The sequence below is a fragment of the Spongiactinospora sp. 9N601 genome (genome assembly GCF_044326295.1).
GTDB lineage: Bacteria > Actinomycetota > Actinomycetes > Streptosporangiales > Streptosporangiaceae > Spongiactinospora > Spongiactinospora gelatinilytica.
In genome coordinates this window covers 1-13,219 of sequence record NZ_JBIRBB010000033.1, presented here as the reverse complement: position 1 = coordinate 13,219, position 13,219 = coordinate 1, and the positions used below count along the sequence as shown (strand labels likewise).

General features: G+C 70.7%; 14 protein-coding genes. 4 read left to right on the top strand and 10 right to left on the bottom strand.

The features are described 5' to 3' along the window. Positions 1 to 19 precede the first annotated feature (19 nt). Positions 20 to 532, top strand: coding sequence for a SigE family RNA polymerase sigma factor (locus ACH34R_RS42465; RefSeq protein WP_397567288.1), 513 nt, complete (start codon positions 20 to 22; stop codon positions 530 to 532). Then, positions 529 to 1,443, top strand: a complete 915-nt coding sequence (gene mltG, locus ACH34R_RS42460) for an endolytic transglycosylase MltG (RefSeq protein WP_397567287.1) — start codon at positions 529 to 531, stop codon at positions 1,441 to 1,443. The genes ACH34R_RS42465 and mltG overlap by 4 nt, the downstream gene beginning before the upstream one ends. Before the next feature lie 213 nt (positions 1,444 to 1,656). Here the strand turns inward: mltG and ACH34R_RS42455 are convergent, their stop codons facing one another. Next, positions 1,657 to 2,910, bottom strand: a complete 1,254-nt coding sequence (locus ACH34R_RS42455; RefSeq protein WP_397567286.1) for an FAD-dependent monooxygenase — start codon at positions 2,908 to 2,910, stop codon at positions 1,657 to 1,659. 39 nt (positions 2,911 to 2,949) lie between these two features. After that, positions 2,950 to 3,321 (bottom strand): winged helix-turn-helix transcriptional regulator, encoded by a 372-nt coding sequence (locus ACH34R_RS42450; RefSeq protein ID WP_397567285.1) that lies wholly within the window; start codon positions 3,319 to 3,321, stop codon positions 2,950 to 2,952. 76 nt (positions 3,322 to 3,397) lie between these two features. On the opposite strand from ACH34R_RS42450, the gene ACH34R_RS42445 reads away from it, so the two are divergent. Then, complete coding sequence (locus ACH34R_RS42445) at positions 3,398 to 4,267, top strand: NAD(P)H-binding protein (RefSeq protein ID WP_397567284.1); 870 nt, start codon at positions 3,398 to 3,400, stop codon at positions 4,265 to 4,267. Between the two features lie 307 nt (positions 4,268 to 4,574). Here the strand turns inward: ACH34R_RS42445 and cysN are convergent, their stop codons facing one another. The 4 genes from cysN to ACH34R_RS42425 are packed head-to-tail and all read right to left on the bottom strand — an operon-like array spanning position 4,575 to position 8,916. After that, positions 4,575 to 5,840, bottom strand: a complete 1,266-nt coding sequence (gene cysN, locus ACH34R_RS42440; RefSeq protein WP_397567283.1) for a sulfate adenylyltransferase subunit CysN — start codon at positions 5,838 to 5,840, stop codon at positions 4,575 to 4,577. A 4-nt stretch (positions 5,841 to 5,844) separates the two neighbouring features. Further along, positions 5,845 to 6,759, bottom strand: coding sequence for a sulfate adenylyltransferase subunit CysD (gene cysD, locus ACH34R_RS42435; protein ID WP_397567282.1), 915 nt, complete (start codon positions 6,757 to 6,759; stop codon positions 5,845 to 5,847). A gap of 37 nt (positions 6,760 to 6,796) precedes the next feature. Further along, positions 6,797 to 7,564 carry an inositol monophosphatase family protein gene (locus ACH34R_RS42430; protein ID WP_397567281.1) on the bottom strand — a complete coding sequence of 256 codons (768 nt, stop codon included), beginning with the start codon at positions 7,562 to 7,564 and terminating at the stop codon, positions 6,797 to 6,799. Beyond that, a complete protein-coding gene (locus ACH34R_RS42425) occupies positions 7,564 to 8,916 on the bottom strand; it encodes a sugar transferase (RefSeq protein WP_397567320.1) in 1,353 nt (450 codons plus the stop codon). The genes ACH34R_RS42430 and ACH34R_RS42425 overlap by 1 nt, the downstream gene beginning before the upstream one ends. A gap of 270 nt (positions 8,917 to 9,186) precedes the next feature. Between ACH34R_RS42425 and ACH34R_RS42420 the strand changes: the two genes are divergently transcribed. Continuing rightward, a complete protein-coding gene (locus ACH34R_RS42420; protein ID WP_397567280.1) occupies positions 9,187 to 9,831 on the top strand; it encodes an exonuclease in 645 nt (214 codons plus the stop codon). Here ACH34R_RS42420 and pth read toward each other — a convergent pair. The 4 genes from pth to ACH34R_RS42400 all read right to left on the bottom strand — a co-directional run bounded on the left by pth (position 9,806) and on the right by ACH34R_RS42400 (position 12,946). Continuing rightward, a complete protein-coding gene (gene pth, locus ACH34R_RS42415; RefSeq protein WP_397567279.1) occupies positions 9,806 to 10,402 on the bottom strand; it encodes an aminoacyl-tRNA hydrolase in 597 nt (198 codons plus the stop codon). The two genes, ACH34R_RS42420 and pth, sit on opposite strands and share 26 nt — an antisense overlap. Positions 10,403 to 10,789: 387 nt before the next feature. Beyond that, on the bottom strand, positions 10,790 to 11,407 hold the full coding sequence (locus tag ACH34R_RS42410; RefSeq protein ID WP_397567278.1) for a 50S ribosomal protein L25/general stress protein Ctc: 618 nt from the start codon (positions 11,405 to 11,407) through the stop codon (positions 10,790 to 10,792). A gap of 94 nt (positions 11,408 to 11,501) precedes the next feature. After that, positions 11,502 to 12,128 carry a TetR-like C-terminal domain-containing protein gene (locus ACH34R_RS42405; protein ID WP_397567277.1) on the bottom strand — a complete coding sequence of 209 codons (627 nt, stop codon included), beginning with the start codon at positions 12,126 to 12,128 and terminating at the stop codon, positions 11,502 to 11,504. Positions 12,129 to 12,205: 77 nt separating this feature from the next. After that, complete coding sequence (locus ACH34R_RS42400; protein ID WP_397567276.1) at positions 12,206 to 12,946, bottom strand: SDR family oxidoreductase; 741 nt, start codon at positions 12,944 to 12,946, stop codon at positions 12,206 to 12,208. Between the last annotated feature and the right edge of the window lie 273 nt (positions 12,947 to 13,219).

Sequence of the window (13,219 nt, the reverse complement as noted above, 5' to 3'; positions counted from 1 at the left end):
AACATCGCGAGGAGGACGGGTGGATCCAGGATTTGCGGCGGACTTCCGGCGGTTCATCGTCGATCGGTCAGGGGCGTTGTTCCGCACGGCGTACCTGCTGACCGGTGACCGGCACGCCGCCGAGGACCTGGTGCAGTCGGCCCTGACCAAGACCGCCGCGAAGTGGCGCGATCTACGCGATCCCGCCGCCATCGAGGGATACGTCCGCCGGGTCATGTACCACGAGCAGGTGAGCTGGTGGCGGCGGCGCGCACGCGTCGCGGAGGTGTCCACCGGCCGGCTGCCCGACCAGGGCGGCGACGGGCACGCCGACGCCGCGGACCTGCGCGTGGTGATGCGCGCGGCCCTCTCCCGGCTCACCCCCCGGCAGCGGACCATGCTCGTGCTGCGCTACTTCGAGGATCTGTCCGAGACCGAGATCGCGCGGCTGCTCGGCGTCCGGGTGGGGTCGGTACGCAGCCAGATCTACCGCTCGCTGGAACGCCTGAAGAAGACGGCACCTGAACTGACCACCGTGAGGGAGTTCGGATGAACATCGAGAACCTGCTGCGTGAGACGTTCGCCGGCATGGCCGACGAAGAGCCGCCGCCCGCCCCAGGCCGGTTCCTCCCGACCCGCTCCCCCCAGGCCCGCTTCCTCCATGGCCGCGGCCTCGCCCTGGCGGCGGCGGGGGCCGTCACGGCGGTGGCGGTCGGGTCCACGGTGGCACTGCAAGGGATCGCGGCACGGGCCCCTGGTGACGTCGCCGTTTCGCGGCCGGCCCCCGCCATCAGCGTGACCGTGGTGGCAGGGATGCGGCTCGCCCAGTTGTTCAGGGCGCTTTCGTCGCGCACCGGAAGGCCGGTGGCGGAGTTCGAGCAGGCCGCCAAGGACGGTGCCGCGCTCGGCCTGCCCGGCTACGCCCGGGGGGCGCTCGAGGGGTTCGCCTTCCCCGGCGCCTACGAGTTCGCGCCGGCCGCGAGTCCGGCCGAGATCCTCGGGGCGATGGTGGCCCGGTACCGCAGGACCGCCGAGGACACCGCCCTGGCCGAGGGCGCCAGGCGGGCCGGCCGGACGCCGCTGGAGATCCTGACCGTCGCCAGCATCGTCCAGGCCGAGGCGCGCAGGGCCGAGGACATGCCCAAGGTCGCCCGGGTCCTCTACAACCGGCTGAACCGGAAGATGCGGCTCCAGGTGGACAGCACGGTCTTGTACGGGCTGGGCAAGTACGGGATCAGCGCGAAACGCGAGGACCTCAAGAGCCCGTCGCCGTACAACACGTACAAGCATCTCGGCCTCCCCCCGGGGCCCATCGGCAACCCGGGAGCCGACGCCATCAGGGCCGCGCTGAAGCCGGCCTCCGGCTCCTGGCTGTACTACGTGATCACCGACCGGGCGAAGGGCACCATGGAGTTCACCACCTCCCACAGGGAGTACGTCAAGCGGGTCGACGAATACTGGTGAGGTCAGCAGCCGGTGAGCAGATAGTGGGCATGAAGTGGGCTGTCGCCGTCGCACTGACGGCCACCATGGCGCTGCCCTCCTGGGCAGAGCACCAAGGGAATGATCCTCGACAAGTGGCAGGGATGGGGACACCTGTGGAACAAGTCCCCCAACATCAACGGGAAGATTCACAAGATCTCCAAGATCACCGTCCTGTAGACGGGTCGATCCCGGTCAGGAACGGCCCGCGCACAGCGCCCTGAAGTACTCGTCAACGGGTGCGAAGTCGACGCTGTCCCCCCGGTAACCGACGTACTTGTCCGGCCGGATCAAATACAGGCTGGGCCGGCGCACGCCGTACCGGTTGTGGGCGTCGCTGCGCAGGTCGGCGAAGATCCCGTCCGTCGGGCCGGGCGGCAGGTGGCCGCGGGTGACCAGGTGGACCTCGCCGTGCCCGGCCATCGCCTCGCCTGCGGCGGCCTGCCAGCCGGCCAGGGTGTCCGGGTCGGTGGTGTCCGCGGCGAACACGACGAGGTGGTGCCCCGGCGCGCGCAGCAGACGCCGGAGCGCCACCGGGCCCCGGCGGTCTTCGAGGTAGGCGTCCCGTACCAGCTCACCGGCCTCCGGCCCGCTCCTGGCGAAGTCGTTCCACGCCCTGGCCGGTGACTCGTGCCAGCGCTGGAACACCAGGCGGCTGTCACGGTAGTGGACGAGGTGTTCGCCGAAGGCGTTCGACAGCCGCTGCTGCACCGGGTTGAGCCTGCCGAACAGGCGCAGCGCGTGCCGTCTGACCCTGCGGGCGACGAGCGTGCTGCCGGTGGCGACCCTGGTGGTGGTCGAGGTGGCGTCCACCACCGCCTTGACGATGGGCAGGCGTTCGGCCTGGTAGCTGTCCAGGAGGGCATCCCCGGCACGGCCGGTGACGACGAGCGCGAGCTTCCAGCCCAGGTTGTAGGCGTCCTGCATGCCGGTGTTCATGCCCTGGCCGCCCACCGGGCTGTGGCTGTGCGCGGCGTCGCCGGCCAGGAGTACGCGGCCGTGCCGCAGCCGCTCGGCCAGGCTCTCCCTGGCCACGAACGACGAACTCCACTGGAGGTCGGTGACCTCGGGGTTCAGTGGGGTGCGCGCGGTGACGTAGGCGGCGAAGTCGGTCAGTCCGGGGGACTTCGGCGGCCGGTCGTCCGGCGTACTGGCCAGGATGCGCCAGTAGCCGCCGGCCATCGGGAAGACGGCCACCAGGCCGGAGGCGTGGAAGTAGACGTGGAAGCGGTCCCGGGTGAGCGGCCAGTCCACGGCGACGTCGCCCAGGATGAAGCCCCGCTTCAGGTCGGCGCTCCTGCGGGCGATCCCGGCCGCCTCGCGCACGGTGCTGTGCGCGCCGTCGGCCCCGATCAGCCAGCCGGTCTCGCGGTGCTCGGTACTTCCGTCCGGGTGCCGGAGTTCGGCGCTGACACCGTGCTCCCCGGCCCGGTACCCGGGGCCACGCACGCTGGGCGGCGAGTAGAGGGCATGCCGTACTGAAGACCGCTATCGCGCGCGGGCGCGGGCCGCCGCGAGGTCGTCCTGGTGCGCGACGGCCCACAGGGACAGCGCGCGGACCGCCTCCAGGAACGAACGCCCCAGATCGGTGAGCGCATAGTCCACCCGTGGCGTCACGCCCGGCTGGATCGTTCGGCTGACCAGCCCCTCCTCTTCGAGCGCGCGCAGCGTGCGGGTGAGCATCCGGCGGCTCAGACCCTCCACGGACCGATCCAGCTCATTGAACCCGTGCGCGCCGCGCGCCAGTACCGAAAGGAGCACGACGCTCCACTTGTCCCCCACCCGGCGCAGTACGCCGGTCGCGGGGCACTCCTCGTGATCGGAAACCGTGACCGGAACAGTGATGGCGGCAGTGGACATGAATGTTCCTTCTTTCCGGCTCTTCGCCTGCTGGCCAAAGATCTGGATGAGCACGTCGATTCCAGGAGGGTCCTTTATGATCATTGTCAGCGGAGCATCCGGGCAGCTCGGACGCCGCACCGTCGAGCACCTGCTCCAGCGGGTGGACGCCGCCCGCGTGGTCGCATTGTCGCGCACCCCCGACGCCGTCGCCGACCTCGGGGTGACCACCCGGTACGCCGACTTCGACGATCCGGGCAGCCTGCGCGGCGCGTTCGCGGGCGCCGAGCGGCTGCTGATGATCAGCCTCGGCTCGCTCGCCGGGGCCCCGCGCGGGCACGTCAACGCCATCGAGGCGGCGGCCAAGGCGGGGGTGGGCCAGGTCATCTACACGTCGTTCACCAGGGCGGGCGAGCCGGGCCAGCCCCAGGCGCTCATCCGCAACCACCAGGAGACCGAACGGCTGCTGACGGAGTCGGGGCTGACGTTCACGGCGCTGCGCTTCAACCAGTGGCCGGAAATGTGGAACCTTGTCGGGATTCCGGCCCTCGCCGTCGCCACCGGAGTCCTACCCGGCAACGCGGGCGACGGCCGGGTCGGGCACATCACCCGCGACGACAGCGCCGCCGTGGCAGCCGCCGTACTGGCCGAGGGCGGCTGCGAAGGCCAGCTCCTGGAGGTCACCGGCCCGGAGGCGGTGGGCGACGCCGCCGTGGCCGACGCACTCGCCCAGGTCACCGGCCGCCCGGTCCGCCACGAGGAGGTCTCCGACGCCGACCTGGCCACGATCCTGTCCGAACGCGGGCTGCCCGAAATGTACGTCCAGGGCTGGACGGGCCTGGGCACCTACAAGCGCGACGGCTGGTTCGACGTGACCACCCACGCGGTCGAACGCCTCACCGGCCGCAAGCCCACCCCCATTACCGACTACTTCGCCGCCCACCCCGAGGCCCTGCACACCCCCTGACCACACCCCGCGAACACCGGGCACACGAGCACATGGCCTTCGCTTCACCCAGTCGTGTCCTCCACGCCGGACTTCCCCCGATGTTCCCGCCTCCCGCCGGGAACGCGCCACGCGCAGCCAGCAGAGCCCCGCTCCCGGCCCCCGACGCTTCCTAGTGCCGAGCTTCGCTCGACACCCCCACCTACGGCGGGCCGGGGGGCTCTGTCCAGCGGAACGTCGGGCGAAGCCCGGCATAGGAAGCACGACTGGGCGAAGCGGAGGCCACGCTCTTAGGACGCGCGCCGGCGAGGACCGAGCCCGGCAGGGGTTACGGCCGGGCTTCGACCACCATGCCCGCTCCCACGGTCCCGTTGGTGGACTCGTCCACCAGGATGAACCCGCCCGTCATCCGGTTGCGCGCGTAGTCGTCCACGAACAGTGGCTGGGTGACCCGCAGCGACACCCGCCCGATCTCGTTGAGGCCCAGCGACTGCGCCGTCTCGTCGCGGTGCAGCGTGTTGACGTCGAGCCGGTAGTGCAGGTCGCGGACCAGTGCCCGCGCCGTGCGGGTGGTGTGCTTGATGCTGAGCTTGGTGCGCGGCGTCAGCTTGGTGGCGTCGGTCATCCAGCAGACCATCGCCTCCAGCTCCTGCGCGGCGCTCGGCTGGTTGTTGGGCCGGCAGATCATGTCGCCGCGTGAGATGTCGATGTCGTCTTCCAGCCGCAGGGTGACCGACATCGGCGGGTACGCCTCGTCCACCGGCCCGTCGAACGTGTCGATCGAGGCGATCCGGGTGGCGAGGCCGCTGGGCAGGTGGACGACCTCGTCGCCGGGCTTGAGCACGCCGCCCGCCACCTGGCCCGCGTACCCGCGGTAGTCGTGGAAGTCGTGGTCGTTGGCCCGCTGCGGGCGGATCACGTACTGGACCGGGAAGCGCACGTCGACCAGGTTGCGGTCGGAGGCGATGTGCACGTTCTCCAGGTGGTGGAGCAGGGAGCCGCCGTTGTACCAGGGCATGTTCTCCGAGCGCGACACCACGTTGTCGCCGTGCAGCGCCGACATCGGGATGAACGTGAGGTCGCCGACATTGAGCTTGCTGGCGAACGCCGTGAACTCCTCATGGATCTCGTTGAACCGCTCCTCGGAGTAGTCCACCAGGTCCATCTTGTTGACCGCGAGCACCAGGTGCGGCACCCGGAGCAGGGTGGTCAGGAAGGAGTGCCGCCGCGACTGCTCAAGGACGCCCTTGCGGGCGTCGATCAGGATGATCGCCAGGTCCGCGGTGGAGGCCCCGGTCACCATGTTGCGGGTGTACTGGATGTGGCCGGGCGTGTCGGCGATGATGAACTTCCGCTTCGGCGTGGCGAAGTAGCGGTAGGCCACGTCGATCGTGATGCCCTGCTCGCGTTCGGCCCGCAGGCCGTCGGTGAGCAGGGACAGGTCGGTGTACTCGGTGCCACGGTCGCGGCTGGTGCGCTCCACCGCCTCCAGTTGGTCCTCGAAGATCGCCTTGGAGTCGTAGAGCAGCCGCCCGATCAGCGTCGACTTGCCGTCGTCGACCGAGCCCGCCGTCGCGAAACGCAGGATGTCCATGTGATCAGAAGTAACCTTCCCGCTTGCGGTCTTCCATGGCGGCCTCGGAGGTGCGGTCGTCGGCCCGGGTCGCGCCGCGCTCGGTGATCCGGGTGGCGGCGATCTCGGCGATGATCTCCTCGACGCTGGACGCGGCCGACTGGACCGCGCCGGTGCAGGTCATGTCACCGACCGTACGGTAGCGCACGGTCGCCTCGAAGACCGGCTCATCGTCACCGCGGTTGACCACGTCGGCGTCGGAGAGCAGCATCCCGTCGCGGGCGAAGACCTTGCGCGTGTGCGCGAAGTAGATCGACGGGATCTCGATCTCCTCGCGGCGGATGTAGTCCCAGACGTCGAGCTCGGTCCAGTTGGACAGCGGGAAGACGCGGATGTGCTCGCCCCTGCGGATGCGCGCGTTGTAGAGGTTCCACAGCTCGGGGCGCTGGTTCTTCGGGTCCCACTGGCCGAAGTCGTCGCGGAAGGAGAACACGCGCTCCTTGGCGCGGGCCTTCTCCTCGTCCCTGCGGGCCCCGCCGAAGACGGCGTCGAACTCGTGCTCCTCGATCGCGTCCAGCAGCGTGGTGGTCTGGAGCCGGTTGCGGGAGGCCCGGCGGCCGGTCTCCTCGACCACCCGCCCGGCGTCGATGGACGCCTGGACGCTCGCGACGACCAGCCGCACGCCCAGCTCGGCCACCCGGCGGTCGCGGAAGTCGATCACCTCGGAGAAGTTGTGCCCGGTGTCGACGTGCATCAGCGGGAAGGGGATCGGCGCGGGCCAGAACGCCTTCTCCGCAATGCGCAGCATGACGATCGAGTCTTTTCCACCGGAGAAGAGCAGACAGGGCCGTTCGAACTCGGCGGCCACCTCACGCATGATGTGGATCGCCTCGGCCTCAAGGACGTCGAGTTGCGACGTTGTGTAGTCGGCCTGCAACATCGGTGTCTCTCCTCCGGGGTGGAACCGGTCGGCTCGGTCAGCGGTGAAGGTCCCGGATTCCGGCGAGCAAGATCCCCGCCAGGTCCGGTAGGGAAACCAGAATATCTGGTAGTGAGGGGTCGGCCTGGTTGTAGGCGAGCGGCGAGCCGTCGATCCGGCTCGCGTGGGCCCCGGCGGCGAGCGCGACCGCCGCGGGGGCGGCCGAATCCCACTCGTACTGGCCGCCGGCGTGGACGTAAGCCTCGACCTCGCCGGTGAGCACCGCGGAGATCTTCGCCCCGGCCGAGCCGATCGGCACCAGGTCGCCGCCGACCAGGTAGGCGAGCTTCTGCACGAACTCCGGCGGACGGCTGCGGCTGACCGCGATCCTGATCCGGGCACCCGGGCGGGCGGCGGGGAGCCGCGGCGGGTCGGCGGTGGTCAGCGTGCGGCCCTGGGCGGGCAGCGCCACCGCGCCCGCGGCCAGCGCGCCGCGCTCCCACAGCGCCACGTGGACCGCCCAGTCGGACCGGCCCTCCTCGGCGAACTCGCGGGTGCCGTCGAGCGGATCGATGATCCACACCCGGTCGGCGGTGAGCCGCCGTGGGTCCATCCGCTCCTCGCGGGTGGCCTCCTCCGACAGGATGGCGTCGGAGGGGCGCAGGCGGGCCAGCGCCTCGGTCAGGAAGCGGTGCGCGCTCTGGTCGCCCGCGTCCTGCAACGCCCGGGGGTCGCCGAACCCGCGCTCGGCCCGCAACGCGAGCAGCCGCTCGCCGGCCTCGGTGGCCAGATCGCCGGCCAGCGCGTGGTCGTCCCTAATCGTCATCAATACGCTCCAGCTCCCCGGGCGACAGCCGACCAGGTCTTCCACAGGATCTGCAAGTCCAACATCAAGGACCAGTTTTCAACGTAACGCAGGTCCAACCGTACAGATTCCTCCCACGACAGATCCGACCGGCCGCTCACCTGCCACAGACCGGTGAGGCCGGGGCGGACCAGCAGGCGCCGCCGTACGTCGTCGCCGTAGCAGGCGACCTCCTGCGGCAGCGGCGGGCGCGGGCCGACCAGCGACATGTGCCCGAACAGCACGTTGATGAGCTGCGGCAGCTCATCGAGCGAACGGCGGCGCATCCACGCCCCGAACGGAGTGACCCGCGGATCGGCGCGGATCTTGAACAGCAGCCCGTCGGCGTCGCTGACCAGCTCGACCTTGCGCAGCTCGGCGTCGGGGGCCATGGTACGGAACTTGTAGATGGTGAACTCGGCCCCGCCCCGCCCCACCCGCGTCTGCCGGAACAGCGCGGGCCCCTGGCTGCTGGAGCGCACGGCGACGGCGAGCGCGGCCAGCAGCGGCGCGAGCGCGACCAGCAGCACGATCGCGGCCGTGCGGTCGAAGAGGTTCTTCACCAGTTGCCGGTAGCCGGACAGGTCGGGGTGCTCGACGTGGAGCAGCGGGAGCCCGGCGGCCGGGCGGATGGTCGTGCGCGGGCCCGCGACCTCCATCAGCGCGGGGGCCACGACCAGCTCGGTGCGGGTGCGCTCCAGCCGCCAGGCGAGCCGGCTCAGCGCCACGCCGTCCATCTCGGGGCAGCCGAGCACCGCCACGGTGTCGGCGGCGGTCTGGTCGACCACCAGGGCCACGTCGGTGAAGTCGCCGAGCACGGGCACCCCGGCGACCTCGCGCGGGCCGCCCGCGGCGGGCAGGCAGGCGGCCACCACCTGCATGCCGTGCTCGGGCTCCAGCCGGAACCTGCGCACCAGCTCGGCCACGCCCGCCGGGTGGCCCGCCACCACCACCCGGCGCATGCAGTCGCCCCGCTCGCGCCTGCGGTGCAGGCCGCGCCGCAGGGCCTGCCTGGCCGCGAGGGTGAGCAGGGTCATCAGGGGCAGCGCGAGCACCACGTAGCCGCGGGCGATGTCGGTCTTGGTGACGTAGGCGCCGATGGCGAGCCCCGCGGTCAGCATCAGCCCGCACTGCACCACCCGCCGGAACTCCTCGGTGCCCGCCCCCAGCATGCGCGGCTCGTAGGCGCGGTTGACCGTGATCGCCGCCGTCCAGAGCGGGGGCAGCACGGCGCTCAGCGCGAGGTACGGCGTGACGTAGGGGGTCACCTCCCCGAACCGGACGGCCACCGCCACCACCCCGGCCAGCACGGCGCAAGCGGCGTCGGAGAACATCGCCCGCCCGCGATACTGTCGCACCCACAGGGGCGGCCGGCAGCGCTCCGCGGGGGCGGACGCCCGCCGGCCGTCGCGCGGCCTGGCCGGGGCCGTGGATAGCTCACCGTCGAACACGCACCCCTCCTGTAGCCACTCACCGACCCCCATGGCCCGCCCCAGGACAAGGCGGACTCCCCACCCGGCTGAAAAACGCGCGGCGGCTTCATACTGTAGCAAAGGATCAACCTAGAGTGAGCAATACCGATCAGCGCAGCGGAGGCGGCCGAGTTGAAGACTGAAACGTATATCTCTGTTGATGTCGAGGCGGATGGCCCTATTCCCGGGCCGTACTCGATGACGAGCTTGGGAATGACGGTCGCCGGACGGATGCGCGGTCGGCACTTCGAGGCGATAAGTCCGGACACGAGTACTTTTTACGCCGAGCTGCGGCCGATCAGCGATGACTTCGTACCGCAGGCCATGGCGGTGAGCGGCCTGGACAGGGACCGGCTGGTACGCGAGGGCAGCGACCCGGCGGAGGCGATGGCGCGGGCGGCGGCGTGGATCAAGCAGGTCAGCCGGAACTCGATCCCGGTGCTGGCGGCTTATCCGCTCTCTTTTGACTGGATGTGGATTTACTGGTACTTCATGAATTTTCTGGGGTCATCGCCGTTCGGGCATTCGCGGTGCATCGACATCAAAACGCTTTATGCGGCGAAAGCCGGGGTGACCATCGGCTGGGCGACGAAACGGCAGATGCCCCGCCACCTCGCCGCGAAACGCCCGCATACCCACAATGCCCTCGACGACGCCATGGAACAGGCCGAACTCCTCCAGAACCTGATGGCCTGGCCGGGAGCGGCGACCTCGACCGGTCACTGCGCGGCGGGCGAGAGTGCCGGCCCGCTCAGCGAGGAGGGCCGGAGAGCTTGAGGTCGCCCGCGTGGAAGGCGTTCTGGGTGGCCTCCAGGCCCTTGGTGAGCAGCGACTCCACCACGTCGGCCGCGCGGTCCACCAGGAACGGCAGGTCCTTGCGCTCGGCGGTGCCGAAGTCGCGCAGCACGAAGGCGGCGGGGTCCATCCGGCCGGGGGGCCGGCCGATGCCGAAGCGCACCCGCAGGTAGTCGCGGGTGCCGAGGGACTTGGTGATCGACTTGAGGCCGTTGTGGCCGTTGTCGCCGCCGCCGGACTTGGCGCGCAGCGCCCCGTACGGTACGTCCAGCTCGTCGTGGACGACGATCACCCGGGCCGGCTCGACCTTGTAGAAGTCGGCGAGGGCCTTGCAGGGGCCGCCGGAGAGATTCATGAACGACAGGGGCTTGGCGAGCACGGCGGGCACCCCGGCCACGCGCCCCTCGACCACCACCGCCCCGGCCCGGTGCGCCTTGAACCGCGCCCCGGCCCGCGCGGCCAGCTCATCGACCACCATGAAGCCGACGTTGTGCCGGTTGCCCACGTCTTCCGGCCTGGGGTTGCCCAGGCCCGCGATCAGCCACCGGTCCACGGACACCTCCAAAACCACAACGGGCGGCCCGGATCCCCCCGACCGCCCTACCAGCCTGACACAACCACCGAGCCCTACGCCCGACGACAAAACCCGGACCGCCAACACCACAACCCGGCCAAACCCAACCCCACCGAACCCGAGCCCACAGGCCCATGCCGGGCTTGAAACCAGGGCTCATCAGGCCCGAGCCAGAAGAACCGCTGGGCCCAGGGGCGGCCAGGGCAAGATCGGGGGCGTCGCCTGTCGGGCCCCGGAGGCCGCCGGAGTCAGGGCTTACCGAGGTTGCGGTGGCTCGGCCGGGGGCCCGATGAGCGTATTGCGGTTGGGGCCGGACCAAGCCCAGGGCCCCGGAGGGGGGTTGGGCCGGGGCCGGGCCTTCCGGGGTTACTCGGACTCGGTGGTGCCCTCGGCGGCGGACTCGCCCTCGGCCGCGGCGCCCTCGGCAGGGGCCTCCGCCTCGACCGAGGTCGGCTTGGTGGTGATGTGCAGGACCAGGGCCTCGGCGTCGGCGGACAGCGAGACGCCGGACGGCAGGGGCAGGTCGCCCGAGGTGATCTGGGTGCCGAGCGCGAGGCCGGTGATGTCGACCTCGACGCCCTGCGGGATGTGCGTGGCCTCGGCCTCGACCGGGACGGACATCATGAGCTGCTCCAGCATGCCGTCCGGCACGACATCGCCCACGACGTTGACCGGGATCTCGACGCTGACCGTCTCGCCCCGGCGGACCAGCAGCAGGTCGATGTGCTCCAGGAAGCCCTTGAGCGGGTCGCGCTGGATGCCCTTGGGCAGGGCCAGCTCGTCCACGCCGTCACCGGCGAGGCGGATCAGCACGTTGGGCGTGCGCAGCGCGATCATCAGCTCGTGGCCGGGCAGGGTGAGGTGCTTGGGCTCGGTGCCGTGCCCGTAAAGGACGGCGGGCACCTTGGCGGCGCGGCGGATCTTGCGGGCGGCGCCCTTGCCGAACGCGGTGCGCTGCTCGACGTTGATGCGTACTTCGGACACGGCTGATCTCCTAGGGATCTCGGCGATTCGGGCGGAATGCGCGCCCACCCTGGTCCGCCCTAGCGGAAGGCGTTACGGGCGCAACCTCGCTAGTCTATACGCCGCCGAAGCCGATCCCGTCCATAAGGTTGTTCACCAACGCGACGATGAAGTCGTCGGTGACCGGTTCGTCCGGGATGAGCAGCCGGTGGTAGACCGAGCCCCAGAGCTGGTCGACGACGACCCGCACATCGATGTCGGCCCGGATCTGCCCGGCCTCCTGTGCCCGGCGCAGCCGCTCGCCGGCCAGCGCGCGCCGCCCCGAGGAGTACAGCCGCCGGAAGGCGGCGGACAGGTCGGGGTCGGTCTGCGCCTGGCCGATCAGTTCGGCCAGGACCCTCCCGCCCGGTGTCTCGGTCATCACCCGGGCGAACGCGCGCAACTGGCTGATCAGGTCGGCGCGGACGTCTCCCGTGTCAGGAAAGGCCAGTCTCTCCTGGACGGCGTGGAAGTAGCCGTCCATGGCCAGGGCGCCCTTGGAGGGCCACCATTTGTAGAGGGTCGTCTTGCTGACGCACGACAGCCTGGCCACCCGCTCGAAGGTCAGGTCCGCGATGCCCTCGGTGAGCAGGAGTTCGCCGACCGTGCGGAGTACGTCGGCCCGGACCTCGTCCGCCGGCCGGCGCCCCCGCCCACGCTGGCCGCGCTCTCCGGCGACGACGCCCTTGGGCTCTGTGGCCACGTTCGCTCCCGCTGTGTCGTTACCGGATCTCGTCAGTCTAGGCAGGCCCGCGAGGTCGCCGGTTCCGGAGGAGGCGATCAGGCGAAGCCGCCGTTGACGTAGATCACCTGGCCGTTGACCCAGCGGGCCGGACCGGCCAGATGGGAGACGGTCTCGGCGATGTCGGCGGGCTCGCCGAGGCGCTCCAGCGGGGCGGCCTTGGCCAGGGCGGCGATCGTGGCTTCGTCCTTGCCGTTGAGGAACAGCGGGGTGGCGGTGGGACCGGGGGCCACGGCGTTGGCGGTGATGTCACGGCCGCGCAGCTCGCGGGCGAGGATCAGGGTCATGCCCTCGACGGCGGCCTTGCCGGCCACGTAGGGCGCGTAGTTCGGGGCCTGGCCGCGGACGACGGACGTCGAGAAGTTGATGATGGCCCCGCCCGCGCGGACCCGGCGGGCGGCCTGCTGGGAGACGACGAACGCGCCGCGGATGTTGGTGCGGTGCATCCGGTCCAGGTCGGCGAGGTCGAACGTCGCGATGGGCCCGAGGATCATGATCCCCGCCGCGTTCACCACGACGTCGATGCCGCCGAACGCGGACTCCACCGCGTCGAACGCCGCGGCCATGGCGTTCTCGTCGGCGATGTCGCCCGTGACGGCGATCGCCTGGCCGCCGGCCTCGGTGATCTCCGCGACGATCTCCTCGGCCGCGGCCCGGTTACCGGCGTAGTGGACGGCCACGGCCATGCCGTCCTCCGCGAGCCGCCGGGCCACGGCCCGGCCGATGCCGCCCGAGCCTCCGGTGACCAGTGCGACGCGACGGGTGCCGACTGCGTTCATGGGTTTCCTCCAGCGCTCGAAATGAACGATGCGTACATATAAGCAGAGATATGAACGCCACGCCCATATAAGTCGTCGTGATGTACCTCACAACAAAAGCAGGCCGGCGCCCGCGGAAAGCGGACACCGGCCGGTACGACCAGAAGCTAGTGGTGCATCACGCAACCTTGGTGGGGTAACTGGTCCATGACCGGATCGGGGAGCTGGCGGCGAAGCTGACCTTCGGGGCGGCGTGCCGGTTGCGCCAGCGGACGTAGGCCGCGATGGCGGCGT